Source organism: Bacillus sp. F9_6S_D1_P_5 (genome assembly GCF_054823925.1).
This window is the reverse complement of the sequence record NZ_JBTREW010000021.1, coordinates 15526-40262: the sequence shown is the minus strand read 5'-3', so window position 1 is coordinate 40262 and position 24737 is coordinate 15526. Positions and strand designations below refer to the sequence as shown.

33 protein-coding genes and 1 pseudogene are annotated in these 24737 nt (G+C 33.2%); 20 read left to right on the top strand and 14 right to left on the bottom strand.

Annotated elements, in window-relative coordinates; all coding sequences use genetic code 11:
- Positions 1–103: 103 nt before the first annotated feature.
- The 11 genes and pseudogenes from aacC to ACUXEY_RS22075 all read left to right on the top strand — a co-directional run bounded on the left by aacC (position 104) and on the right by ACUXEY_RS22075 (position 8738).
- Entirely contained in the window at positions 104–904 is an 801-nt protein-coding gene (aacC, locus tag ACUXEY_RS22125) for a BA2930 family N-acetyltransferase (protein WP_429603384.1), read from the top strand.
- A 12-nt stretch (positions 905–916) separates the two neighbouring features.
- On the top strand, positions 917–1606 hold the full coding sequence (locus ACUXEY_RS22120; RefSeq protein WP_429603355.1) for a phosphopantothenoylcysteine decarboxylase domain-containing protein: 690 nt from the start codon (positions 917–919) through the stop codon (positions 1604–1606).
- A 137-nt stretch (positions 1607–1743) separates the two neighbouring features.
- Positions 1744–2217, top strand: a complete 474-nt coding sequence (locus ACUXEY_RS22115) for a tetratricopeptide repeat protein (protein WP_461301605.1) — start codon at positions 1744–1746, stop codon at positions 2215–2217.
- Positions 2218–2229: 12 nt separating this feature from the next.
- A complete protein-coding gene (locus ACUXEY_RS22110) occupies positions 2230–3279 on the top strand; it encodes a hypothetical protein (RefSeq protein WP_461301604.1) in 1050 nt (349 codons plus the stop codon).
- Positions 3272–3757, top strand: coding sequence for an NUDIX hydrolase (locus ACUXEY_RS22105; RefSeq protein WP_461301603.1), 486 nt, complete (start codon positions 3272–3274; stop codon positions 3755–3757). Before ACUXEY_RS22110 ends, ACUXEY_RS22105 begins: the two co-directional genes overlap by 8 nt.
- Positions 3758–3918: 161 nt before the next feature.
- Positions 3919–4428, top strand: a pseudogene (locus tag ACUXEY_RS22100) (DUF402 domain-containing protein).
- Positions 4429–4609: 181 nt separating this feature from the next.
- Complete coding sequence (locus ACUXEY_RS22095; protein ID WP_461301602.1) at positions 4610–5365, top strand: ABC transporter ATP-binding protein; 756 nt, start codon at positions 4610–4612, stop codon at positions 5363–5365.
- Between the two features lie 17 nt (positions 5366–5382).
- Positions 5383–6369 carry an aliphatic sulfonate ABC transporter substrate-binding protein gene (locus tag ACUXEY_RS22090; RefSeq protein ID WP_461301601.1) on the top strand — a complete coding sequence of 329 codons (987 nt, stop codon included), beginning with the start codon at positions 5383–5385 and terminating at the stop codon, positions 6367–6369.
- A gap of 16 nt (positions 6370–6385) precedes the next feature.
- Complete coding sequence (locus ACUXEY_RS22085) at positions 6386–7234, top strand: ABC transporter permease (RefSeq protein WP_461301600.1); 849 nt, start codon at positions 6386–6388, stop codon at positions 7232–7234.
- 76 nt (positions 7235–7310) lie between these two features.
- Positions 7311–8423 (top strand): FMNH2-dependent alkanesulfonate monooxygenase, encoded by a 1113-nt coding sequence (gene ssuD / locus ACUXEY_RS22080; protein ID WP_461301599.1) that lies wholly within the window; start codon positions 7311–7313, stop codon positions 8421–8423.
- A gap of 222 nt (positions 8424–8645) precedes the next feature.
- Positions 8646–8738, top strand: a complete 93-nt coding sequence (locus ACUXEY_RS22075; protein ID WP_001289320.1) for a putative holin-like toxin — start codon at positions 8646–8648, stop codon at positions 8736–8738.
- Positions 8739–8966: 228 nt separating this feature from the next.
- Here ACUXEY_RS22075 and ACUXEY_RS22070 read toward each other — a convergent pair whose 3' ends face one another.
- Entirely contained in the window at positions 8967–9788 is an 822-nt protein-coding gene (locus ACUXEY_RS22070) for an HNH endonuclease (protein ID WP_429603345.1), read from the bottom strand.
- Positions 9789–9936: 148 nt separating this feature from the next.
- On the opposite strand from ACUXEY_RS22070, the gene ACUXEY_RS22065 reads away from it, so the two are divergent.
- Positions 9937–11022 carry an AI-2E family transporter gene (locus ACUXEY_RS22065; RefSeq protein ID WP_000837880.1) on the top strand — a complete coding sequence of 362 codons (1086 nt, stop codon included), beginning with the start codon at positions 9937–9939 and terminating at the stop codon, positions 11020–11022.
- Between the two features lie 241 nt (positions 11023–11263).
- Here ACUXEY_RS22065 and ACUXEY_RS22060 read toward each other — a convergent pair whose 3' ends face one another.
- The 6 genes from ACUXEY_RS22060 to ACUXEY_RS22035 are packed head-to-tail and all read right to left on the bottom strand — an operon-like array spanning position 11264 to position 12250.
- Entirely contained in the window at positions 11264–11404 is a 141-nt protein-coding gene (locus ACUXEY_RS22060; protein ID WP_048525997.1) for a YrzI family small protein, read from the bottom strand.
- Positions 11405–11429: 25 nt separating this feature from the next.
- Positions 11430–11570 (bottom strand): YrzI family small protein, encoded by a 141-nt coding sequence (locus ACUXEY_RS22055; protein ID WP_000669812.1) that lies wholly within the window; start codon positions 11568–11570, stop codon positions 11430–11432.
- 26 nt (positions 11571–11596) lie between these two features.
- Positions 11597–11740, bottom strand: a complete 144-nt coding sequence (locus ACUXEY_RS22050; protein ID WP_000668972.1) for a YrzI family small protein — start codon at positions 11738–11740, stop codon at positions 11597–11599.
- Positions 11741–11766: 26 nt separating this feature from the next.
- Positions 11767–11910, bottom strand: a complete 144-nt coding sequence (locus tag ACUXEY_RS22045) for a YrzI family small protein (RefSeq protein ID WP_461301598.1) — start codon at positions 11908–11910, stop codon at positions 11767–11769.
- Positions 11911–11938: 28 nt separating this feature from the next.
- Positions 11939–12082, bottom strand: a complete 144-nt coding sequence (locus ACUXEY_RS22040) for a YrzI family small protein (protein ID WP_461301597.1) — start codon at positions 12080–12082, stop codon at positions 11939–11941.
- A gap of 27 nt (positions 12083–12109) precedes the next feature.
- On the bottom strand, positions 12110–12250 hold the full coding sequence (locus tag ACUXEY_RS22035; protein WP_000156178.1) for a YrzI family small protein: 141 nt from the start codon (positions 12248–12250) through the stop codon (positions 12110–12112).
- Between the two features lie 846 nt (positions 12251–13096).
- Here ACUXEY_RS22035 and ACUXEY_RS22030 point away from each other — a divergent pair.
- The 8 genes from ACUXEY_RS22030 to ACUXEY_RS21995 all read left to right on the top strand — a co-directional run bounded on the left by ACUXEY_RS22030 (position 13097) and on the right by ACUXEY_RS21995 (position 18968).
- Positions 13097–14452 carry an RNA-guided endonuclease TnpB family protein gene (locus ACUXEY_RS22030; protein ID WP_461301596.1) on the top strand — a complete coding sequence of 452 codons (1356 nt, stop codon included), beginning with the start codon at positions 13097–13099 and terminating at the stop codon, positions 14450–14452.
- Between the two features lie 289 nt (positions 14453–14741).
- Positions 14742–15284, top strand: a complete 543-nt coding sequence (locus ACUXEY_RS22025) for a DUF4825 domain-containing protein (protein WP_461301635.1) — start codon at positions 14742–14744, stop codon at positions 15282–15284.
- A 14-nt stretch (positions 15285–15298) separates the two neighbouring features.
- Positions 15299–15784: a DinB family protein gene (locus ACUXEY_RS22020; RefSeq protein ID WP_048566204.1), complete on the top strand. Its 486-nt coding sequence runs from the start codon at positions 15299–15301 to the stop codon at positions 15782–15784.
- A gap of 123 nt (positions 15785–15907) precedes the next feature.
- The gene (locus tag ACUXEY_RS22015; RefSeq protein ID WP_461301595.1) at positions 15908–16288 is read left to right on the top strand and encodes a GntR family transcriptional regulator; all 381 of its coding nucleotides are present in this window, start codon (positions 15908–15910) and stop codon (positions 16286–16288) included.
- On the top strand, positions 16285–17157 hold the full coding sequence (locus tag ACUXEY_RS22010) for an ABC transporter ATP-binding protein (protein ID WP_429603342.1): 873 nt from the start codon (positions 16285–16287) through the stop codon (positions 17155–17157). Before ACUXEY_RS22015 ends, ACUXEY_RS22010 begins: the two co-directional genes overlap by 4 nt.
- Complete coding sequence (locus ACUXEY_RS22005) at positions 17154–17825, top strand: DUF4052 family protein (RefSeq protein WP_429603340.1); 672 nt, start codon at positions 17154–17156, stop codon at positions 17823–17825. Before ACUXEY_RS22010 ends, ACUXEY_RS22005 begins: the two co-directional genes overlap by 4 nt.
- A 36-nt stretch (positions 17826–17861) precedes the next feature.
- The gene (locus ACUXEY_RS22000) at positions 17862–18341 is read left to right on the top strand and encodes a CcdC family protein (RefSeq protein ID WP_461301594.1); all 480 of its coding nucleotides are present in this window, start codon (positions 17862–17864) and stop codon (positions 18339–18341) included.
- 117 nt (positions 18342–18458) lie between these two features.
- Positions 18459–18968: a 2'-5' RNA ligase family protein gene (locus ACUXEY_RS21995; protein WP_461301593.1), complete on the top strand. Its 510-nt coding sequence runs from the start codon at positions 18459–18461 to the stop codon at positions 18966–18968.
- A gap of 6 nt (positions 18969–18974) precedes the next feature.
- On the opposite strand, the gene coaW is transcribed toward ACUXEY_RS21995, so the two are convergent.
- The 7 genes from coaW to ACUXEY_RS21960 all read right to left on the bottom strand — a co-directional run bounded on the left by coaW (position 18975) and on the right by ACUXEY_RS21960 (position 24377).
- Positions 18975–19805 carry a type II pantothenate kinase gene (coaW, locus tag ACUXEY_RS21990; RefSeq protein WP_461301592.1) on the bottom strand — a complete coding sequence of 277 codons (831 nt, stop codon included), beginning with the start codon at positions 19803–19805 and terminating at the stop codon, positions 18975–18977.
- Positions 19806–19897: 92 nt separating this feature from the next.
- The gene (locus ACUXEY_RS21985) at positions 19898–20296 is read right to left on the bottom strand and encodes a 3-hydroxyacyl-ACP dehydratase FabZ family protein (protein ID WP_461301591.1); all 399 of its coding nucleotides are present in this window, start codon (positions 20294–20296) and stop codon (positions 19898–19900) included.
- 56 nt (positions 20297–20352) lie between these two features.
- On the bottom strand, positions 20353–21552 hold the full coding sequence (locus ACUXEY_RS21980; protein WP_461301590.1) for an LL-diaminopimelate aminotransferase: 1200 nt from the start codon (positions 21550–21552) through the stop codon (positions 20353–20355).
- A gap of 196 nt (positions 21553–21748) precedes the next feature.
- Positions 21749–22111, bottom strand: coding sequence for a hypothetical protein (locus ACUXEY_RS21975; RefSeq protein ID WP_461301589.1), 363 nt, complete (start codon positions 22109–22111; stop codon positions 21749–21751).
- Between the two features lie 170 nt (positions 22112–22281).
- Positions 22282–22581 carry a hypothetical protein gene (locus tag ACUXEY_RS21970; RefSeq protein ID WP_461301588.1) on the bottom strand — a complete coding sequence of 100 codons (300 nt, stop codon included), beginning with the start codon at positions 22579–22581 and terminating at the stop codon, positions 22282–22284.
- A 150-nt stretch (positions 22582–22731) separates the two neighbouring features.
- Complete coding sequence (locus ACUXEY_RS21965) at positions 22732–23934, bottom strand: MFS transporter (RefSeq protein ID WP_000269247.1); 1203 nt, start codon at positions 23932–23934, stop codon at positions 22732–22734.
- Positions 23935–24224: 290 nt separating this feature from the next.
- On the bottom strand, positions 24225–24377 hold the full coding sequence (locus ACUXEY_RS21960; protein WP_071680000.1) for a YqbF domain-containing protein: 153 nt from the start codon (positions 24375–24377) through the stop codon (positions 24225–24227).
- Between the last annotated feature and the right edge of the window lie 360 nt (positions 24378–24737).

The window sequence follows — 24737 nt, the reverse complement described above, 5'->3', positions numbered from 1 at the left end:
CTATTTTAATGTGTTGAGAAAAATGATTAAGTTAAAAATTAAGAAAAATATGATAATATATGTATGTAGTAGTTTAAAACAAAATGGGGGAACAATCGTGAAAATGAATGAAATAGTGGCAAGTACGCCATTGCCAAATACAATTAAAACAATTACAAATGATTTAAGAAAATTAGGGTTAGAAAAAGGAATGACAGTTATTGTACATTCTTCGCTAAGTTCTATAGGCTGGGTATCAGGCGGAGCAGTTGCGGTAGTAGAGGCATTAATGAAAGTTATTACAGAAGAGGGAACCATTATAATGCCAACGCAATCTTCGGATTTATCTGATCCGAAACATTGGTCAAGACCACCTGTACCTGAAGAGTGGTGGCAAATTATTCGGGATAACGTACCCGCATTTGAGCCACATATAACACCAACAAGAGCAATGGGGAAGGTTGTTGAATGTTTTCGTACATATCCGAATGTAGTACGTAGTAATCACCCATTAGGAAGTTTTGCTGCATGGGGGAAATATGCAGAAGAAATAACGATGAATCAATCACTATCGATGAGTTTAGGAGAGGAATCTCCATTAAGAAAAATATACGATTTAGATGGATACATATTATTAATTGGTGTTGGATATGACTCTAATACGTCTGTACATTTATCTGAAGTACGTTCTGGTGCATGTGAATTAATAAAAGTAGGGGCGCCTATTATAGAAAATGGTGAAAGAGTATGGAAAGAGTTTATTGATATGGATTACGATTCTGATAAGTTTGTAGAAATTGGTGTAGCGTTTGAACAAAAGGGAACTGTAACAAATGGGAAAATAGGAAACGCAAAGTGTCGTCTTATGAAGCAGCGTGATATAGTTGACTTTGGAACAGAATGGTTTCGTAAGAAAAATAAGTAAGGGATGGTTACAATGAAGGGGAAAAAGGTATTAATTACAAGTGGTGGTTGTTTAGAAAAATGGGATCAAGTGCGTGGTCATACGAATATGGCAAAAGGAACAATTGGAAGAATAATCGCCGAAGAGCTTATAAGTAAAGGGGCACATGTTATATATTTACACGGTTATTTCGCTGAGAAACCGAACGATATAAATAATCAATTGGAATTACACCCATTTGAAGGAATTGTTGATTTACAAGATAAAATGAAGAGTATAATTACGCATGAAAAGGTTGATGCGGTCATTATGGCAGCGGCTGGATCAGATTGGGTTGTAGATAAAATTTGTGATCAAGATGGTAATGTTCTTAATATGAATGGAAAAATTTCTAGTGATATAGCGCCCATTATTCATTTTCAAAAGGCTCCAAAAGTATTAAAACAAATAAAAGAGTGGGATCCAGAAACGGTACTTGTTGGCTTTAAGCTTGAAAGTGATGTAAATGAAGAAGAACTGTTCGAAAGAGCGAAAAATAGAATGCAGGAAGCGAATGCGAGTATAATGATTGCAAATTCACCACATTCTTTATATTCGCGCGGAGCAGTGCACTACGTAATTGGACAAGACGGTAAAGGGAAGTTATGTAATGGGAAAGATGAAACAGCGAAAGAAATTGTCAAAAGGTTAGAAGTACTATGTAATCACATTACTGTTTTATAATTTTTAGTATTTGGATAAGAATGAATCCGCATAATATATATAGGTAAGCGAAACTTTAATTTATGGGAATTTAACTTTTACACGAACGTTAACCATTCAAGATGGATACATAGAAAAATTGGTGAGGAGTGGATTCTATGGAACATTTATTAAAGCAAGCTATTAAGCTAAGAAATGAAAAGAAATATGCGCAATCCAGAGAGATACTTATTGGGCTAACAAACTTTACGCGAGATGCTGAAGTGCTATTTCAATGCGCTTGGATACATGATGTAATGGGGCTTGAAACAGAGGCAGTGCCATATTATGAGCAGGCAATTGTAAATGGACTTGATGGTGAGTCACTTTGCGATGCATATATCGGTCTTGGCAGTACATATCGTTGTATAGGTGAATATGACAAAGCGATAACGGTTTTAGAAACAGGTTTGCAGCAGTTTCCGGATAATGACGTGATGAAAGTGTTTCTCTCATTAGCAAAATATAACGTAAACGAACATGAATCCGCAATGAAATTATTACTTGAAACAGTCGTAAAAGTAGAGGGAGTAAAAGAGTTTGAGCTTGCTATTTCATTTTATAAAGACCATTTAGATGAGGTTTTTAAATAAGAGGGTGAACGTATGGATGTCGCATTATCACGAAGGCGAAAAGGTATTTGGTTTGGATTAATATCTTTTCTCTTATTATCAAACTATGTATTGTATGCCCTTCCAATTGTACCAGCTGCTCCGAAAGAAGTAGTGCTTGGTTCTTTGTTAGATTGTATGTTTGTAATTCCAGTCATTACGTATTTCATTATAATTCGAAAAAGATACTCGTTAACGTATATATTACCTGTTGTAATAGCTGGTTATATCTTTGCAAGATTTATTATTCCAAGTGACTATTTACAAGCTTTTTCATATGTTTCTTATATTATAGTTGCGGGAGAAATCGCTTTTGTATGCGTAGAGTTATTCCTTCTATATAAAATTGTTAAAATGCTTCCTAACATAATAAAAAAATATAAAGAATATAAAAGAGAGTATTCGTCATTTTCTTATGCAATTGATGCAGCGTTTCATGCTACTATGAAAAGAAATAAATTAGTAGATGTCATTGTAACAGAGTGTAAATTAATTTACTATGCATTTTTATCGTGGCGTGTAAAAGTACCAGAAGGTGAATCCGTATACTCATATCACAAAAAGACGGGTGCAATAGGTGTATATATCATGATCATCCATGCAACCTTAATAGAAAGTATCGGTTTTCATTATTTGCTTCATCAATGGAATCCAGTAATAGCATGGATTTTACTTATTTTAAACGTGTATGCAATGTTTTATTTTTTAGCTGAAATACAAGCAATGCGAAAAAATCCAATTATTGTTGCGGAAGAAAAGATAATCATTCAAATTGGATTAGGAAAGAAAATTATTATACCATTTACACAAATTGATAAAATTACGTTTTATAAAGGAGAACTTTTAAAGAAAGAGAAAGAGGTTCTTGATGCAACCGTGATGGAATTTATAAAGGAACCTCCAACATTTGAAATAACACTAAAAGAGTCAGTGAAGGCGCAATTGTTATATGGATTTTCTAAAACAGTAAGTCGTGTTCACTTAAATGTTGATGAGGAACGGAAGTTTTATGATGCGGTGATGGAGAAGTTGAAGCATGAATAATGCTACTAATTTTCATCGTACGTTTGGTGTGTATGGCATTTGTATCGAAAACAATAACTTATTAGTAATTGATAAAATTAAAGGTCCATATAGAAATAGGTATGATTTGCCTGGTGGTAGTTTAGAAGAAGGAGAATCATTACTAGCTGGACTTCATAGAGAGATTAGAGAAGAGACTGGGCTAAAAGTGAAGGTAGTAAAACAAATAGATACAGTTGATTTTCAATTTCCATCAAAATTTAAGGAGTACACACATGTTCATCATATCGCAGTTTTTTACTTTGTAGAAAGGTGCGAAGGTGAATTCAAAGTACCGGAACAATTTGAAGGACAAGATTCAATAGGCGCTAGATGGATTCCAATAAAGAGTATTACTGAAGATAATTCATCTCCTCTTGTATGTAGTGCTGTGGATTGGTTAACAGAATCTAAGTTTCATTTAGAAGTAAAGGTTTATAAATCATGGGTTATAAAATAATAATGTTATTTAAGCCCTTTCTAATTTAGAAGGGGCTTTTTTGTGAAGTAGAAAATGAGTTTATATCTTTAAAAACAAGTAACAAATTGGCTGAACGCTTTCTAAGTGGAAATATAAAGGGATATAATGAAAGAACTAAAATAAATGGGGGGATTTTAAAATTGAGTTGTTTACATACGTCAGGGATTGAAATTATTGAAAGGAAAATCCGCTATGATGGTACAACTGTAGATCATGCTTGTTTACTAATAGAAGCGCAGCAGGACGAAATTGTTTTATACCATTAAGTACAGTACTCTTTTACAATGGAAGCGAACGATAAGAAGTTAACGATCCCGAGAGGAAGTTGTACAATTGCATACTACTGGAGGAATCGTCCATATAATTTATACGTTTGGAGAAATCAGGATGGGAGTTATCTAGGTTCTTATTTTAATATTGTAAAGAATACTTGTATAACGGATGAAGTGGTATCCTTTGAAGATTTAATCCTTGATATTATGGTACTTCCAAGTGGAGAATTTTTTATATTGGATGAGGATGAATTACCTGAGCCGTTAGAACACTTTGAAGATGGATATGTACAAAAAGCTCTACATACAGTGTTACATACAATTCAAACCTCACTTCCAAAAATCATTATAGAGACTGCTACAATTTATAAAAAATAAATATCGCTCATTAAAACCTAGTTGACTTATCGGAAATATTTGTATAATATGTAGTTAATTCTATAATAGCTGATTGGAGAAACCAAAGGCATTTCATTTTGTAATGAAATGCCTTTGGTTTTTTTATTATATAAATATTGAATCTGTTCATTTAGATGAATCATTTCAAGGAGGGGAAATAGTGACTGTTTCAATTGATGGGGTATCAAAATATTTTTCGAAACAAACTGGTACGGTTCAAGTGCTAGAAGATATTAATTTCCATTTAGAGAGAGGCAATTTTGTCACTGTAATCGGACCGAGTGGTTGTGGGAAAAGTACGCTTTTGAAAATTGTTGCGGGATTAGATAACGAATTTGAAGGTGAAGTTATCATCGATGGGGAGAAAATCGTAAAACCAAGTAAGAAACAAGGTTTTATTTTTCAAGAACATCGCTTATTTCCGTGGTTAACAGTTGAAGAAAATATTGCTGCAGATTCGTCGTTAAAAGATGAGTATGTAAAAGATAAGGTAAAGGAATGGGTTGAAATCGTTCGATTAGACGGTTTTGAAAAATCTTATCCGAAAGAAATTTCAGGCGGTATGTCGCAACGTGTTGCGATTGCGAGAGCTTTATTAAGAGATCCGAATGTATTACTACTTGATGAACCATTCGGGGCACTTGATGCTTTTACTAGAAGTCATTTGCAAGAAGTACTGTTAAATATTTGGGAACAGAAAAAAACGACAATGTTATTCGTTACTCATGATATAGACGAAGCAATTTATCTTTCAAACCGAATTATCATCATGAGTGCAAAGCCTGGAAAAATACATAAAGTGATTGAAAATAATTTACCTTATCCACGTAGTAAAACTTCGGAATTATTCCAAGAAATTCGTACGAAAGTATTGCAGCAGTTTGAACACGGGGGACTGATTCAAACGAGTATATAGGAAAGGGTGGATTATATATGAATAAAAAAGGCAAAGTTCTTTCTTTTGCATTAGCTATATCTTTATTTTTATTAGGATGTGAAAAAAACACAGCGAGTAGCAAGAAAGAAGATGCAACAATACAAATTGGTATACAGCAAGGGTTAAGCCCGTTATTATTAGCACAGAAAAAAGGATGGTTTGAAGAGGAATTTAAAAAAGAAGGAGTTAAAGTGAAATGGACAGAGTTTCAAAGCGGACCTCCCTATTTTGAAGCGATCGCATCAAATCGATTAGACTTTGGCGAAGTTGGAAACTCCCCGGTTATTTCAGCGCAAGCAGCTGGTATTGAATTTACCGAAATTGCTAATACAAGTTATGCGAGGAAAGGAACAGGAATTCTTGTACAAAAAGATAGCAAGATTACGAGTGTAAAAGATTTAAAAGGTAAAAAAATCGCAGTAGCAAAAGGAAGTAGCGCATTTAATTTATTGTATCGAGCATTAGAAAAAGAAGGTATCCATGCGAAAGATGTAAATGTCATTCAACTGCAACCAGATGAAGCGCAGCCCGCATTTGAATCAGGATCAGTAGATGCATGGGCAATTTGGGATCCGTTCATTTCACTACATACGTTAAATAAAGGAGCTAAGGTTATTGCAGATGGTGAACGATTAAATGTATCTTCACCAGAATTTTTAATTGCAAGAACAAAATTTGCGAAAGAACATCCAGGATTAGTTGAGAAGTTTCTTAAAGTTTATGAAAAAGCACGTGTATGGCAAGAGTCAAACTTAGATGAAGCAATAAAAATATATACTTCTGCAAAGAAAATAGATGCTGACATTGTAAAAGAAGTGTTTCATCATGACAAACCAATTTTAGTTCCAGTAACGAAAGACATAATAGAGGAACAGCAAAAGACAGCAGATTTTCAATATAAGCTCGGTTCTATAAAGAAAGAAATTAAGACAGATAAAGTTGTAGATAATTCTTTCGTAGAAAAAGCAGTAAAGGCGAAATGAAAAGAGGTTTTGTAAATTGGAGAATACGAAAGCTGTTATGAAAAGGGCAAGTATAACGATTGGCAAAAAGAATGTAAAGAAAGTGCGAAAGACGAATGTAAAAGTGGTAGTAAGAGCGATTACTATACCGATTATCGTATTAATTATTTGGCAGTTAGCTGGAGTGTTCGATCTAGTTTCTAAAACAGTATTACCAACACCATTGGATATATTTCTAGCTTTTCAAGAGCTTATAAAAACAGGAGAGTTATTCGGCCATTTAAGTATTAGTGTATTCAGGGCTGCGGCTGGCTTCTTTATCGGCGGGAGTTTAGGAATTATTTTAGGAACGATTGTTGGATTTTCAACGAGGAGTGAGCAATATTTAGATCCGTCAGTACAAATGTTAAGAACTGTACCTCATTTAGCTGTGGCACCGCTTTTCGTATTATGGTTCGGTTTTGGAGAAACATCAAAAGTGTTATTAATTGCGGATGGTGCATTTTTTCCTTTATACGTAAACGCGTTTTTAGGAATACGAGGTGTAGATTCAAAGCTATTTGATGTTGCAAGAGTATTAGAGTTTAGTAAAAGAAAATTAATTACGAAACTCATTTTACCTGCTGCATTGCCGAATCTATTACTTGGAGCTAGATTGTCTTTAGGAGTAGCATGGGTGAGTTTAGTAGTAGCAGAACTTATGGGATCTACTGAAGGTATTGGTTATATGATTATGGATGCAAGGCAATTTTCAAATACAGATATCGTATTTGTCGGTATTATTATTTTTGCATTCGTTGGGAAGTTTTCTGATTCACTCGTACGTTTACTAGAAGTGAAGTTTTTAAGATGGCGAGATAATTTTAAAGGAGAGACAGGGAATTAACATATAAATTATTAGGGGTAATTTATATAGAGCGCTTTAATATACGTTTCAAAATAATAAAGGGGTGTGCAAAAAAATGGAATTATTATGGTTTATTCCAGCTTATGGAGATGGTCGATATTTAGGAACGACAAAAAGAGGAAGAGCAGCTGAATATGGTTATTATAAACAAGTTGCACAAGCAGCCGATTATTTAGGATTTACGGGTGTGTTACTTCCAACGGGACAAGGTTGTGAAGATCCATGGGTATTAGCGTCAGCACTTGCTGCTGAAACAAAGAAATTAAAATTTTTAGTAGCAGTTAGACCAGGACTAATGCCACCGACAGTTGCAGCGAGGATGGCATCGACATTTGATAGAATTTCAGATGGAAGGTTACTTATTAATGTAGTAGCTGGAGGAGATCCTGTTGAATTGCAAGGTGATGGATTGTATCTTGAACATGATGAAAGATATGAAGCAGCGGATGAATTTTTAAAAGTTTGGAAAGCTACGCTGCAAGGAGAAAGTATTTCTTTAGAAGGAAAACATATTAAAGTTACAGATAGTAAAGTTGTGTTCCCACCAGTTCAAACACCGTATCCACCAATTTATTTTGGCGGATCGTCTGCTGCAGGTAAAGAAGTAGCAGCTGAACATAGTGATGTATATTTAACGTGGGGCGAACCACCAGAGCAAGTGGAAGAGAAAATAGATGAAGTGAAAAAACTTGCGGAAGAGAAGGGGCGTAACGTACGATTTGGAATTAGACTACACGTAATTGTAAGAGAGACAGAAGAAGAAGCATGGGAAGAGGCTGAAAGGTTAATTCAATATGTAGATAATGAAACAATTGAGCTTGCTCAAAAAACATTTGCAAGATATGATTCAGTCGGTCAAAAACGGATGACACATTTAAGTAAAGGTTCGAGAGAGTCGTTAGAAATAAGTCCTAATTTATGGGCGGGCATTGGGCTTGTAAGAGGTGGTGCAGGTACTGCCCTTGTAGGTGATCCGCACACAGTAGCAGAAAGAATAAAAGAATATGAAGGATTAGGAATAGATACGTTTGTTTTATCAGGATATCCTCATTTAGAAGAAGCATATGAAGTGGCAGAACTGTTATTTCCTTTATTGAAAGAAGAAAAGAATCAAAAAAATAAAATTATTGGTGAAATGATTGCAGATGCATATGCATTAAAAAAATAGTGAGAACTAAAGTTCAACTAATCGGGTATTAACAGACAATTTCACCTATGTTTTGCTCCATTTTGTTTACTGCTTGTTAATACGGGATAAAAAACCCGCAAGTATTTCACTTGCGGGTTTTCATCGTAAACTATTAGAAAATATGGTAAAATTAAATAGTAACTTAAGGTATGGTTGGTTGTTCAATTATCACTTCTCCAAGTAGGAGGGGGGTGATAATACGTGAGTGAAATAGCGTTGCTACTGCAGGGTGGACTGTTTCTCGTTGCATTGTTAACGTTCGTCGTCGTTTTAATAGACAAGCTCAAAAAATAACAACCCACCTATGCCAATAGAATGTGGGTTGTTTTGTTTGTAAGAAACAAATAGGATAAATGAACAATCCAATCTGCTAAGTTACGTGGACTAGTGTGTAGCCGCACACTAGTCTTTTTTATTTATATACAATTAATAATTAGTTTATGTGATTGTATTGTTCTTTTCATACTTATTATAACACAGTGTCTTTTCATCAAGAAAGGAGACCGTATGTTCTGATTTCGATTAAATAGAAGGGGTTTTTTCTTTAAATAGCCCATCCATATACTGTTTTAAAGTTTGGACATAAAATTCCTGCTTACTTACATTATTTACACCGACAATTGGTGATGGAAGTTCATATCTCTTTTCTGATAAATGAACGACAACATCAAAGATATCAAATAGACGAATGAAACAGAACAGGCCATCCTTATCACTTAATAAAATAAAGTAATGGTTTTCACTATTTGTATTTAATGTATTCCATAAAGAACTTTTACTTAAATCGCGCACGATGCTCTTTTCTTTTAACTCTATGAAATCGGCGTTTGATAGAATGTTAGAAATATCAATCGCATCTGGATCTTCAAAATAGCCATCAACAGATTGTACAGCGAAAGTATACGCCATTTTTAATACACTCATTTTGTATTTACGGTTATCTAAAAGTAATTCACGTTGAATAGAGCTAGCTACCTTCGTTACACGTTCTTCTTTCCAAATTTCGTTATGTAGTGAAATATCGTGCTTTTTACATAGTTTCATAATTAATGCGTTGGAATAAAGTATTTCATCACTTACTTCAACAACATCTGTCTCAGCAGCTGCAAGTTCCTCGCCATGCTCATTCGTATAGAGGGGGGAGTCAATTTGTTTTTTCATTTGCTCAATCTTATATTGGCTTAATTTATGCCGAATTAAGGGACGATCAATATTTGTTGTCATTTGTTCATGACAAGTATCACAAATTGAGTTTGTGAAATAATATCCACATAATATTTCTGGGATGACATATTGTTCACTAAGTTCTTTCGTATCTTTTCTGCAAATGATGCATTGTGTCATTTTTATCACCTTTACCTGCAAATTTGTATGTAATCTCATTGTAGTGTATTTATTGGCATTTTGGAATATTGTAAAGGAAAATATTATGTGAAATTGTAGTGTATTTTGGTACAATAAAGAGAAGTGCTAGTTTAAAGGAGGAAGTTTTTTGAAATCGAAAGTGCACTTTTGGACATTAGAAGTGCTAATGGTTGTAGCGATCATATTTATTTGCACAAAAATATCGTTTTTATTTCAACCGATTGGTATCTTCATATCAACGTTGTTTTTCCCAATCTTAATCGCGTTATTTTTATACTTCATATTTAACCCATTGTTAGTCTTTTTGGAGAATAAAAAAGTACCTAGAAATTTAGCGATTTTACTGTTATATCTTTTTATCATAACATTAACTGCGGTTGGAGTTGGGGTAGTTGTTCCAACAATCTCACAACAGCTAATGGATTTAGTAAAAAATATGCCAGGTTATATTAAAGAGGGAAAACTATACATACAAGATTTATCTCATCATAGATTGTTTGAATGGTTATCTACACAAAACTATGTTTCCATTGAAACAATTGAAAAAAATGCGATAGAATACTTAAAGGATATACCAAACACGATTACGTCGAGTGCAACGGCTTTATTTGGTATTATAACGAACGTCGCATTAGTAATCTTCACAGTACCGTTCATTTTATTTTATATGTTTAAAGATGGACATGCATTCCCAGGGAAAGCAGTTAGTCTATTACCTGAGTCATACCGTGAAGAAGGACTTCGTATCATTAAGGAAACGAATGAAACATTATCTGCATATATTCAAGGGCAAGCGCTCGTTTGTATATTTGTAGGTGCGTTTACTTTTATCGGTTATTTAATTATCGATTTACCGTACGCTTTCGTTTTAGGAATTATAGCAGCATTTACAAATATCATTCCTAACTTAGGCCCATTTATCGGTGCAGCACCGGCTGTTATCGTAGGTCTGTTCGTATCTCCGATGCAAGCGTTGTACGTAATTATTATCGTAACAATTGTACAACAGTTTGAAAGTAACATCATTTCACCGCGTATTATGAGTTCAAAATTAAATATCCACCCGTTAACAATTATTATTTTAATTTTAGGGGTAGGTAACTTTGCGGGAATTATCGGAATGATTTTGGCAGTGCCAGTTTATGCAGTAACGAAAACAGTTGTATCGAACTTAGTGAGACTGTTTAAGACGAAACGAAGTAATCGAAAATAGTATATGTTGAGAAAGATACACCATTTTTTAAGTGGTGTATCTTTTGTTTGTTAATCAATGTTAAAAGGTTTATGAATAAGATTTTATTATATATTTATTACATATCAAATGTAACGGAAAAATTGTATGATATATCATCGATAAAACTATGTGGAATCCCTCTGAACTATCCAAATCATTTCCTTACAACGTGCTATCAACATCTTAATCGACTCCTTTCAAGTTTTATATTTTTAAAGAATTATAGGTGAGAGTAGTATTTGCTTCTACGATCTCGAATTTCGTCTATAACCTGTTTATATTGTTGTTCTTGTTTTAATTCAGCATCAGTATAGTTTTTTTTCTGGATTGTAATTGTTAAAAAGAAAAGGTGAAACTTCATGATATATTCCTCCTTTCGAAAGGAATTATAGATGGCTACAGTAGTGACTTTGACGTTCTTTTACATCTTCCATAGCTTTATTAATTTGATGATCATGCAATATCTCACTGTCGGAGAACTTAGTTTTTTGTATCGTAATTGTTAAAAAGAATACTTTAAATTTCATAAGTGTATGGCCCCTTTAAAAGTTATTTAGAACAGACGGCTGTAATAAGAAGCTTGACGCTCTTTCACTTCGTCCATAATAGATTGAATGTGTTGCTCACGTAAAATTTCGTTTTGAGAAAGCTTACGTTTTTGAATGGTTATAGTTAAAAAGAATGCTTTAAATTTCATAAGTGTACTGCCCCTTTAAAAGTTATTTAGAAAAGACGGCTGTAATAAGAAGCTTGACGCTCTTTCACTTCGTCCATAATAGATTGGATGTGTTGCTCACATAAAATTTCTCTCTGTGAAAGCTTACGTTTTTGAATAGTTATTGTTAAAAAAAGTGCTTTAAATTTCATGAAGGTATTTCTCCTTAAAAATATAATTTTAATACATTTGCGTATAGAATGAACTTTTAATGTCAGTCATTTTATCAGTCAGTTGTTTTAATTGTTGTTTACGAATGATTTCATCTTCAGATAAATTGTTTTTCTGAAGTACAGCCGTAAAAAAGAAAATATGAAAAGTCATAAATGAATTCCTCCTTTCGAAAAGGAATTACAGGTGATCACAATAAAGCGCTTGGCGCTCCTTAACATCATTCATAGCTTTTTCAATTTGCTCATTATGAAAAATTTCATCTTTAGAAATTTTATTTCTTTGAATCGTAATACTTAAAAACAATACGCTAATAGTCATCGAATGTTGCTCCTTTCTTAAAAAAATGATGTAAGAGGCTAAAAAATCGCACAAAAAAGCCACAGGAAGATATAGTTCTCCTATGGCAGGGCGTGAAAAAGCCACAGGAAAGTATACGACCTCCTGTGGCGAATGTATGAATTAATCGAAATAATGTACGATTTTTAATTCTCCATTAGGGTGGTCGAATTCATATTTAATTGTCCGAAAAACAAAGGTGCAGTTAACGCTAAAGTTAAAGCATGTAATTGTAATTTCATCATTTCCTTCGACCTCCTTTTAGAATATTTTTCTTACGTTAGTAAGTATATACAATTAATGGATAATTGTAAACATAAAAAGCGAAAATTTTTAATTTTGATTAAAATGCGTATATTTAAAGGGTTTTGAGAAGATGTATTGTAATTAGCGAAATATCGATAAAAATGGGGGATGCTAAATGAAATATATGCATCGTAATGTAGTTGTTATGCTAACAATTTTTTTATCCTTTTCAGCAAGAAGACTCCATCGGATTTGTGTTACGGGTGAAACCCAACAATTCAGGTGGAGATGAATTGCCGTCAGAAGTTTCTTTTTGTCTTACGATACAATCTGCTCTTAGGTAAGGAGGGAATAGATCGTAAGACACCGAAATTGGATAATCATAATCATTTTGTATTTGAGCCAATAGGAATTGCGATGAAGACTATGTTCACATTTTGTTTCATTCCCAATATGGATTTGCCAAAAGTAATTAATAGTTACAAAAGTGTTAGTACTTGTTTTATGAAACGAGATTTCCTAAGATAAAACACGATTTTAGGAAAAAAATTAATGAGCTCTCTAAGAAAGGTGGTGAAAACAATGGCTAGAAAGAAAGCAGTGAAAGTATTACGTAAACAAAAGAAAAGAGAAACGATGCAACGATTCACGCAGAAACAAAATATTGGACGAGCTTGTCTCAAGGCTAAAGAATTTCGTTTACTGCAACGCATGTCACATAGTTCAAAAGCATTGCGAAATGTTGGGTTGTACACGATTAAACAAAGTTATTTGAATCATAATAAAATGGCTACTGTAAAAGAAGTGGATAACGCCATGCAAGCTGATATGAACTACTGGGGCGTGCAATCAAACTCTGTGCAGGCTATTCGTAGAGCCTTATATGCAGAAGTGAAGAGCTTTTTTAAGGCATTGGAAAAGTGGAAGAACAATCCCGAGAAGTTCACAGGTCGTCCTAAGTTTCCAAATTATTCTCGTTCGACTGACAAACGTATCGTTGAAATCTATCAAGTGCCAAAAGTGGATGATAACGGGTATTGGATCATTCCGATGAATGTTGCATTCAGAAAAAAATTTGGTTCCATTAAAATACGTATGCCAAAAAACTTAAGAAATAAAAAAATCGCCTACATTGAGATTGTACCGAAGCAAAAAGGTCGGTTCTTTGAGGTGCATTACACATATGACATGCACGTTTCACAAATGAAGAAACAACCCACGACTACGAGTAACGCTTTGGGTTGCGATTTAGGTGTAGATAGATTAGTAAGTTGCGTAACCAATACAGGTGATACATTCTTAATTGATGGGAAAAAATTAAAATCCATAAACCAATATTTCAACAAAATGATATGTAATCTCCAGCAGAAGAATATTGAAAACGGAATTTCAAAACGAGTTGTAACGAATAAAATGGCTGCACTTTGGCATAAACGGGAACGAAAAATAAATGGTTACATTTCACAAACGGTAGGTCTGCTGTTCAAAAAAGTGAAAGCATTTGGCATAGATACGATTGTCGTAGGCTATAACGTTGGTTGGAAACAAAAATCTGATATGGGGAAAAAGAATAATCAAAAGTTTGTTCAAATCCCGTTTCATAAACTGATTGTAGCAATTGAGAATAAATGTATAAAAGAAGGTATACGATTTTTTAAACAAGAAGAAAGCTATACTTCAAAAGCTAGTTTTCTGGATAAAGATCCGGTTCCAGTTTGGTCTAAGGATGATAGGAACCGTTATCGCTTTAGTGGCAAACGAATGACTCGTGGTCTGTACCAAAGTAAAGCAGGAACATGTATCCATGCAGATATTAATGGTGCATTGAATACATTGCAAAAATCAAAAGTTGTACAATTGGATGACAACCTCAAAGTGAAAACACCGATTCTATTAGAAGTGCAAAAACGTAAGGCTGTTGCTTCGCGCATAGCTTAGTGGGTGCGTCAACCATCCATGTGTACTCGACTTGTCGGGGCTTGTAGCACACGCCAGGCTCATCTGAGTGGTGGCTTCTTCCACAAGGAAGAACTGCTCTTTTTCGAAAGGGTGGTGCAAGTGGGAAAACAATCGTTCGTTGCCAGTACCAACCAAAAACATACTTGGGGTGTTACCGTAAGGTGGCATGAATGCTAGAGCGTCAACTGTCTAGCGATAGACGAAAAGACCTAGCGTTCGAACTCAAGCCCCGACTGAAGCGTTTCATCTCAGTGGGGGTAGTTGACTTATTACTGCTTGTTCTAACGGAGAAAGAATAAAAGAAATATCTGATGTGAAACCTGGTGACTTTAAGAAATATGCTGGGACATACGTTGGTAATAACTCAGATGTGGTTGCAATTGTTAGTCATTTACCCGGTGGCGAAACATTTCAAAGTATAAATTTAGAGAATGAAAGCATAAAGGTGATCTATGGTGCAAAAGGGAATGGAACCCTTACAGAAGAAATGGTAGCGACGTATTGGTTTGATAATAAGGATACGATGGAGAAGAATTTTCTCTTTAACATTACGTATCTAGCAGTTTTAGTACCAAATGCAAAAGGTTACGAGTTTCAAGTAGAAAATAAAAAATTTATGATAAAAAGAGAAGAAATACTATCAATACTGTATGAAAAATTTGATGATTTTCCAAAAGAAAATGATATGTGGAATAAAAAGAAAGTAGTAAAGTTCCTTAATGATAATAACGAAAAAATTATAATGCTTATACATGATAAAGAGTTTCGAAAATCTTTATTTACTAAATATCCAGTGCAGCAGTTGAAATGATGGGAGGAGAAAAGGTGGAGTTAGTATACAAAATTACTTATCATAGAATGAAGGATCATTATTTACATAAGTTAGTACAAGCAATTAGGTTCGTTAGTGAAGATGAATTGTGGAAAGAAGGAGCTTCTGTTAACTCAATTGGTGGAATCGTGCTACATATTTGTGAACATATACAGAGAAATACTAGTCGTTATAAAGATCCAAATATAGTTTTTGAAAAGGGAATCGAGGAGTATTTTCCAGTAAAACAACAAAGTTCTGAAGTTTTGCTACAGTACGTTGAAGAAGTATTTGATGAATGGGGAAAAGCATATATACAAGCATGGGAAAAAAAGTATATGGACCTTCATAGTTTATTACATTTAGTGGAGCATACAAGTTATCATTTAGGGCAAGTAGTGGATCGTACAAAGTTTATAAAGGGACAACAATTTAATTTTTGTCAAAATGGTATAAATGAAAAGAATTTGAGAATTAGAGTTGAAACTTTAAAATTTTAGAAAGAGAGTCATTCTTAAACGGATGACTCTTTTTTTGTGAAAGAAATATATGGAAATAAATATTTTCGTGTGGTATGGTTAATTACATAAGTAATGAACCTATGAACCTAAGGTGGTGAAATTGTGAAAACTACTCTGGAACAAAATAAATTAATATACTTACAAATTGCAGAAACGATTGAATCGGATATTTTAAAAGACATATTACTTGAAGAAGAACAAGTTCCATCAACAAATCAATTTGCGAAGATGTTACAAATCAATCCAGCTACTGCAGCTAAAGGGGTAAATGTATTAGTGGACGAAGGGATTTTATATAAAAAGAGAGGGATCGGGATGTTTGTTGCAAAGGGAGCGAAAGAAGTCGTACTAAAAAAAAGACAAAATACTTTTATGACCGAATATTTACCTAAAGTGTGGGAAGAAGCAAAGGTATTAGAAATATCAAAAGATGAATTGATGGATATGATTCAAAAAATTACGAAGGAGGGGAAAGAGGGATGATTGCACTTGAAACGAAAGATGTAACGAAAAAATATAAAAAGAAAGTAGCGGTAAATGAAGTAACGATTTCATTGGAAGAGCATAAAATTTATGGTTTACTCGGTAGAAACGGAGCAGGAAAAACGACACTATTAAATTTACTTGCAGGCCAAATTACTTCAAGTAGTGGTAGCGTATCAATATTTGGTGAAAATGTTTTTGAAAATAGTAAAGCGATGCAAAATATTTGTTTTATTAGAGTGAAAGAAGAAGCACATTTAAGTTTTAAAGTAAAAGAAATTTTTAAGATGTGCAGCATGTTTTATAAAAATTGGGATGGAAGGTATGCTGAAGAACTCGCTGATAAATTTCAGCTTAATATGACAGTGAAATACCATAAGCTATCACACGGCATGCAAACAGTCGTCGGAATTATTCAAGGGTTAGCAAGTAGGGCGCCAATAACAATTTTTGATGAACCGACTACAGGTTTGGATGCAGCTCATCGAGAGTTGTTTTATAGTTTACTACTAGAAGATTACGGTGAGTATCCACGAACAATTATATTATCAACACATTTAGTAGAAGAAGTAACCCATGTGATTGAAGATATAATCATCATAAAAGAAGGAAAACTAGTTGTTCAATCATCAGTAGAAGATTTATTGCAACAAGCTCATATTATTTCAGGAAAAAAAGATAAAGTAGATGAATTTTCGATAAATAAAGAAATTATAAATCGAGAAGTCTATGGAAATAAAGGCATTACTGTTATATGGGAAGAGCTTTCTAATGAAGATTATTACTCGATTGAAAAAGAAGGTTTAGTAATTGATAGAATTACATTACAAAAACTATTTATTCACATAACTGGTGGTGAAGTGAAATGACGATGTTAATGAAGCAGTTGAAGTTACATATAAAATTTCATTATAAAGCAATTTTAATATTTTGGATTGTAGCTTTATTAATAAAAGGGGCTTTAAATGTTGCTCATTTAAATGGAGCGAACATTGGTTATTTACCTGAAATTATAAATAACCCTTCAATAGCAATTATGTTATTTATAGTAGGTAGTGTTTTCATCATACAAGATGAGCTATTTCGTTTAGCTGTTTCATTCGGAGTAACGAGAATACAATATTTTATCGGAGCAATCTGTTATATTGTACTTCAATCTGCATTATTTTCATTTCTTCAAGTTATGCTTTTACAAGATTTAAAATATAACGTAGTAAATGTTAATTTTGGAGAGCAATCGATACAACAATTTATTTTGCAATTTTTATTTTATGTTACAATAGCATGTTTCTTTCAAGTGGTAGTAGTTATTAAACAACGATTTCAGTGGATTGGTCTTATGATTGCTGGAACAGTTTTCTTATCAACAAATAGTGTGCTTTATGGAGAGGCGGGAGTAACCAGTTTATTATTTACAAGTGATGTATCCTTAGTAGATATTCCATATTTTACTGTTATTTCAATTGGATTAACTGTTCTTTATATCATAACTAGTAGTATATTTATTCGAAAAGTATCATTCGAAAAAACGGTTTGAAATAGTATTAGATTATTATAGAGAGAAGGATAGCGAATGGGAGACACATCTTCACTCATTACATTTTTTTTATGCATTGCACTACTAATATTCTGGCGTCGTTTTCGATCTATGTATAAACCTATAAAGGGAACTGGGATACGTATTTTGTGGCCATTATTTTTTTTTACACCGAGTGTTTTATGGCTTTTTGGTCCCGTACATCCAGCTATATTACAAGTAGTTATAGCAGTATCGATTGGAATTCTTCTCGCCGTACCACTTATATTTTTAACAAATTATGAACGAAGAGATGATGGGAATATTTATACGAAAAAAAGTGCAGCTTTTTTAATTACTTTTATTGCACTTGTCGTTTTGAGATACGGTTCAAGACAATATATTGTTGGCTTAGATCAGCAAACAATAGGTTTATTATTTTATGTTGTTGCTGTCTCGTATATTATCCCTTGGAGGATTGCTTGTTATATAAAGTTTAGGAAAGTTTGGCGGAAAAATAGTTATCATGCTTTATAAGAAAAAACTTTTCTTTTGAGAAGTTTTTTCTTTTTATATGTAATTGAAATCATTTGTTGAAGTGCAAGCTACCATACAATATGATGAATATAAAAAGAGAAAGTAGGGGATATAAAAATGCGTACAATTTTACTTTTTCTAAACGACATGTCTATTAATGAAATAGAGGACATTAGGAAAAAACATGATCCTTTATTCGGTTTAATTCCGCCGCATATTACAGTTATATTCCCATTTGAAAGCTCGATTTCAAATGATGAGCTGAAGTTACATATTTTAAAATTATCAAAAGGGATACAAGAGATAGAAATTGAATTTGTGAATCAAATTACGAGTGAAGGAGAATATTTATTTTTACGAATTGAAAAGGGGAAAAAACAAATAGAAGAACTTCACGATATGCTGTATACAGGACCTTTAATACAATTTTTGAGAGAAGATATTCCGTATATACCTCATGTAACAGTCGGGAGAAAAGAAAGTGCTCAGTTAGCTGCTGAAGTAGCCAAGGATATTCATAGTTTCCCTGAGAAGTTACAATGTGTAATTGATAGAATTAGTGTAGAGCGAATTGGAGAGAACGGGGAATCAATTATTGAATTTGAAATACCGTTACAAAAAAGCTGACAAAAGTCAGCTTTTTTTATTCGTAATATGAAGTAAAGCACCAATCGCACCGCTATTACCACCATCTTGTAAAAAGATTGGTGTTTTATTTTGATAGTTTGTGTAGCTACTAATAATATTTTGAAGGTGTACGTTGTTACATAAAGTTGAACCGATATAAATAATATGGTCAATGTTTTTTATTTCGGCGAATTGAAGGCTTAATGCAGTAACGACTTCACCGACGAGTCCTTGTACAGTAGCAAGTATATCTGAGCTTTTATAATTGGATTCTGTAATAGAGGCTTTACCAAAATTGCTAGCAGTTAAGCTATTATCAATAGGAGAGAGAATACCACCATAAATATCTCCAACCGTAATATCTAGTTCTTTTCTAGATCCTACTTTTGTTAAAGGAATCACATCTTCAAAATGATCTATGTTTGTTAACAATTTTGAAAGCCCCATAATAGTACCGCCGCCAACACCGGTTCCACCAACTCGAATATATTTTTCATTATAAACGTAATGAATGGAAGTGCCTGTACCGATATTTGTTAAAATAAAATTGTTTATATCATATTTATTATCTTTTAATATGTATCGGACACCTGTAAGAGTAGCTTCAAATTCGTTTAGTTCTACTATTTTATATGAGTCTGAAAGTAGTTGCCGTAATTGTTTTGCTTTCCCACCTGAAATACATATTTGTTTTATAGCAATGTTTTTCTTAAGCCAATCTATTATTTTATCTTGTTCATTGGAATAAAATTTTTCAAAAGCTAATTGCTTTTGTTCGTTCAAATAAGCAATTTTCGTTAATGTTCCTCCAGCATCGATACCGATAGTACTTTCCATTTTCCTGCTCCTAACCAAGTAATTTGTTTACGCTGTTCATGTTGGTGAAATGAATTTGTAGGAGATAGATATCCCGGCGAATTACATCGTCTCTATTCTGCTTTATATATTAATAGCTTTTCTATAGTTACAATCGGCTGATCGTTTACAGTTGCAGTACCTGTACCGAGAATAAAACCTCGACGATTACGAGATAACTCATAATGTAAATCAAGTTTATCACCGGGATATGCTTTTCCGTGGAATTCAACCCCATCTAATGAGGAGAGGAAGCCTAAACCTTCAGAGTCACTTGTATGTACAAATGCACTAAGTTGTGCAAGTGCTTCTACAATTAACATATGGGGCATATAGTCTTGACTATCATTAATAAACCATTCATTATTTGTTAGTAGTTTATATCCCGTAACGGACTCACCATGTTTTACATTTGTAACTTTATCAATCATTAAAAATGGAAAACGATGGGGAAGTGTGTCTTTAATATGCATATGAAAGTACCTCCAATGAATAATACCCCTGCTACAGTTAAGCAGGGGAGTTACCATTAATTTTTAACTAATTCATTTACTTTTTCAAGAGAAAAAATACCGCTATTTTTAATGTTTTCAACAACTTGTTGTAACACTTCTTTATCTTGAACGAGTGCAATACGTACAAAACCTTCTCCGTGAGGTCCAAATGCATGACCTGGTGTAACAACGACATTTGCACGATCCATTAATGCATAAGCGAAATCTATAGAAGTCCAGCCTTTCGGAATTTCGGCCCAGACGAACATACTACCAGCTGGTTTATCAACATTCCAACCAAATGTTCGGAATCCATCAACTAAAGTATCTCTACGTTCTTGATAAATAACTCGATTTTTCTCACAAAACACAGCGCCATTTCTTAGTGCCGCTGATGCCGCTTTTTGAATTGGTAAAAACACACCATAATCTGTATTGGATTTAAACTGAGTAAGTGCACGAACAATTTCTTCGTTTCCAATCATATATCCAATACGGCTACCTGCTAAACTATAACTTTTTGACAAAGAGTTGATTTCTACGCCAACTTCTTTAGCACCAGGTACAGAGAGGAAGCTAATTGGTTTATTGCCATCAAAATAAAATTCAGCATAAGCAAAATCATGGACAACAATAATATTATGCTTTTTCGCGAATGCAATTACCTCTTTAAAGAAATCTTCATGAGCCATTGCTGGAACTGGATTTCCTGGAAAGTTTAAAATCATCATCTTCGCTTGATTAGCAATATCTTCGGGGATAGCTGCTAAGTTAGGTAAGAATTCATTTTCTTTCTTTAAAGGCATGTAATACGATGTTGCACCAGCCATTTGAATTCCAGTTTCATAAGCTGTATATCCTGGATCAGGAACTAAAATAATATCTCCCGGATTCGCATAAACCATAGGTAAATGAACAAGTCCATCTTGTGAACCCATTAATAATAAAACTTCTTTATCAGCATTTAATTTAACGTTATGAGTGTTGTTGTAATATTCAGTTACAGCTTCGTGAAATTCTTGAATACCACTTAATGTGTATCCGTAGCTTTCTTTTTCACTTGCTGTATGTACCATTTCTTCTCTTACGAAGTCAGCAGGTGGCATATCAGGATTCCCGATACTTAAATCAATCATTTTGTGACCTGCTGCAATTTTTTCTTTTTTATAGGCCCCTAATTCACTAAATATAGAAGATTGGAATGCTTTCATTCTAGTTGCTAACGTGTAAGTCATCAAAACCCCTCCTAAAAACAGTGTTTTCTATCTGCATTTTTAATTATTCTGAAAACACATGGTTACATTTTATCATTTTTTTATGAAAATTAAAACGATTGACAAATTTAGAGGGAGGAAAATAAGGCGGAACAGAAAATAGTGCAGAACAGAAAATAACGCAGAAAATATTTTCTGCGTTTTATGTGAAGTGTAATCATATCTTTTTATATGTACATAATTTTTCCACTGCATAAAAGTATACATTTAATTTGCCATCGACAACTTGTAAAGTTTGATCCGATGTAAACGAGTTACCATAATCAATGTGATATACATTAGAATTTTTGACAAATGAACCTTTGTATAAATCTTCTTTTTTCTTCGTTGTTTGCATTTCTACTAAGTTTTGAACAATTTTTTCTTTCTTTTCTTCTTTTACAACTGTCTCAAATTTATAAGATGCCGGACAAAGACCATTTTTGTTGTCAATGACTTCCCAAGAACCATATATATCATTATTGCTGCATCCACTAAGTAGAACGATGAATATTGGAAGAATTAATAAAAACTTTTTCATTTTGTACTCCTTTCTTTTCATTTTCAATAAACGTGCGAATACGATAGGAATATTGTAATAAATAAAGTTTAAATTTTTATAAAGAATTATTTAATTTCATATAAAAATTTAGAGGGAATTGAAAAAGCATGAATCTAATGGAAAGTTAGATTCATGCCGAGTACTATAGTCTATGTTATGTCTCTTTTGAGGAATAATAAAGAGGAAAGTAGGATCACAATTCCATTTAAAATATATATAATTACAACAATGAAGGCTAGGCCACCTGCGCCAAATCCAGCTTTATCGAATATAGAAGCGAATGCTACGGTAGCAAAAAAAACAATAGGAGTTATTAGTAAAAATATGAAACCTGTGATAATTCTTCTTTTAAAGTTATGTCCAGATAAGAAAATCGCTAAAAAGTTTATGATACTAAACAGAGCTAATACAAAAATAAAGATAATAAATAACTGCATACCATCAGACATTTGCACACCTCCTGTATATATCTTGTTAATATACTGTATTCGAAAATAAGAGGGGTACTCCTTTAAATAATTTCAATAAGCGTAATAAATAAGGATTTATATAACAAAGAAGCATGGATTAAATTAATGATCCATGCTTCTTCGCTATAGTTATAAATTCGCAGATTGCGAAGGTTGTTTTTCATATTGTTTCTGTTTAGAGAGCGATATGAAAATAATTAATAATGAAATAACTCCAAAGATGAGAACCATATATTGCAGTCCAATCGTATCTAAGAAGAAGCCTGTACCAAGTAAGACAATTTGGAACATAACTCTCTCAAACATATTACGGAATGAGAAGAGACGGCCGTGATAACTTTTTTCCACTTTTGTTTGGAAGATTGTTGACATAATAGGGAAGAAGCAACCGACACTAAAACCAAACAAACCAAATGATGTAAGAGACATCCATTTTATATCGCTAAAGAACAAGGAAAGGTGTGCAAAAGCGGTACAAACTGCGAAGAAATATAATAATTTTTCAGGTTTGAAATGGTCAGATAAACGTTTAATAACGAAGGCACCTAACATAAATGCGACACCTTCAATGGTATATATAAATCCTTTAATCGTTGGATCATGTTGCATTTCACTTATGTTAATTACCATTAAATTAAATCCAGCTATGAATAATAGAGGGATAATACTTAATATAAGTGCTGTAAAAGCAATAGGAATTCCTTTTAATATACGAAATACTTCCATAAAGCTATTATCTTTTGCAGCTTGTTTACTTGGTGTTGTTGATTTCTTATCCTCGAATTGTAGGAAGAAAGTTGAGAGGAATAATAAAGCGTACGCTGCCATTGAGAAGGCATACATATACTGTAAACTCATTACAACTAAAAGAATTCCACCTAGTGAAGTACCTGCAATACGAGCGATTGTACCTACATTCATATGTACACCGTTCATCTGTAATAACTCATGCTCACGTACGATAAGTGGAATTACAGATTGTAATGCAGGGAAGTAAAATGCTGCTGAAATTTGAAGAGCAACCATAAATGCAATCATAAAGGCGATACTTTCAAATTGGATAGCGAAAAACATAAAAATAACACTAATAACGCGACCGAACCCAGCGTAAAGAAGAACTTTTTTCTTTTCATACTGATCAATTATGCGACCTGCCATAGGTCCAACTAAAACACCTGCTAATAATCCGATAAATAATATAACGGATTTCATGAAATCAGAAGGGACATATTTTTGCATAAATTCAAGGTTACCAAGAATACCAAGCCATAACCCGAGACCAGCAATAAACTCCCCAATTAAAACAATCCAAACATTTTTATTGCGCCACATAATATAAAACCTCTCCGTCTTTTAAAATGAAAAACTCGTATATAAAACCTCCTTATTTTATGTATTATTAGTAACGAACTTTTTTAGAGTCAGAGTCTATATTACGTGTTTCATGAGTGGATTTCAATCTTTTTGATTTGTCAAAAATTTGATGTGCTAAAACATGAAATAAGTAAATTAAAATGTAAAAAACTTATAATTAAATATTCATTGAGAGTGAGGAGAAATAAAATAAAAGCATCAAGAAAATATCCTAAGTAAATGATATTTCTCTTGATGCTTTTTATACTTTAGGCCGAATATTCTTCTTTACGTACTTCGAAAAATTCATTACGACGTAAGTAATTATAAACCTTCTCGGAAACCTCTTCTTCTTCAGACATTAAGAAACGATGATCAAAAGCATAGAATGATTGACCTTTAATTAATTTTACGTAGTATATTTTACACGCCTCCTCTAGCACAATTGGAACTTACCTAATATTATGATGACCTATATGATTGTTAATCATACTTGGAGTTTCAAAGGATAGAAGCTAAATAAAATGAAAAAGCTTACAAAATTGTAATGTTGTTGTCACGTTTTCCGATAGTTCGAAATAAGCAAACTCTTCTATAATACAAATAAGTTACATAAAATAAGGGGGTAAAAAGATGGATGAAGTGATTGGAGAAGTTGTAGCAGGTATTTGTGAGTTTGTGGTCGAAGTAACTGCGGATGCTATTGGTAGCCTATCTTCAGGAAATGAAGAAAGGGAAAAAGAAACTATATAGAAAGCTAAAAAACTGTGAGATATATTCTT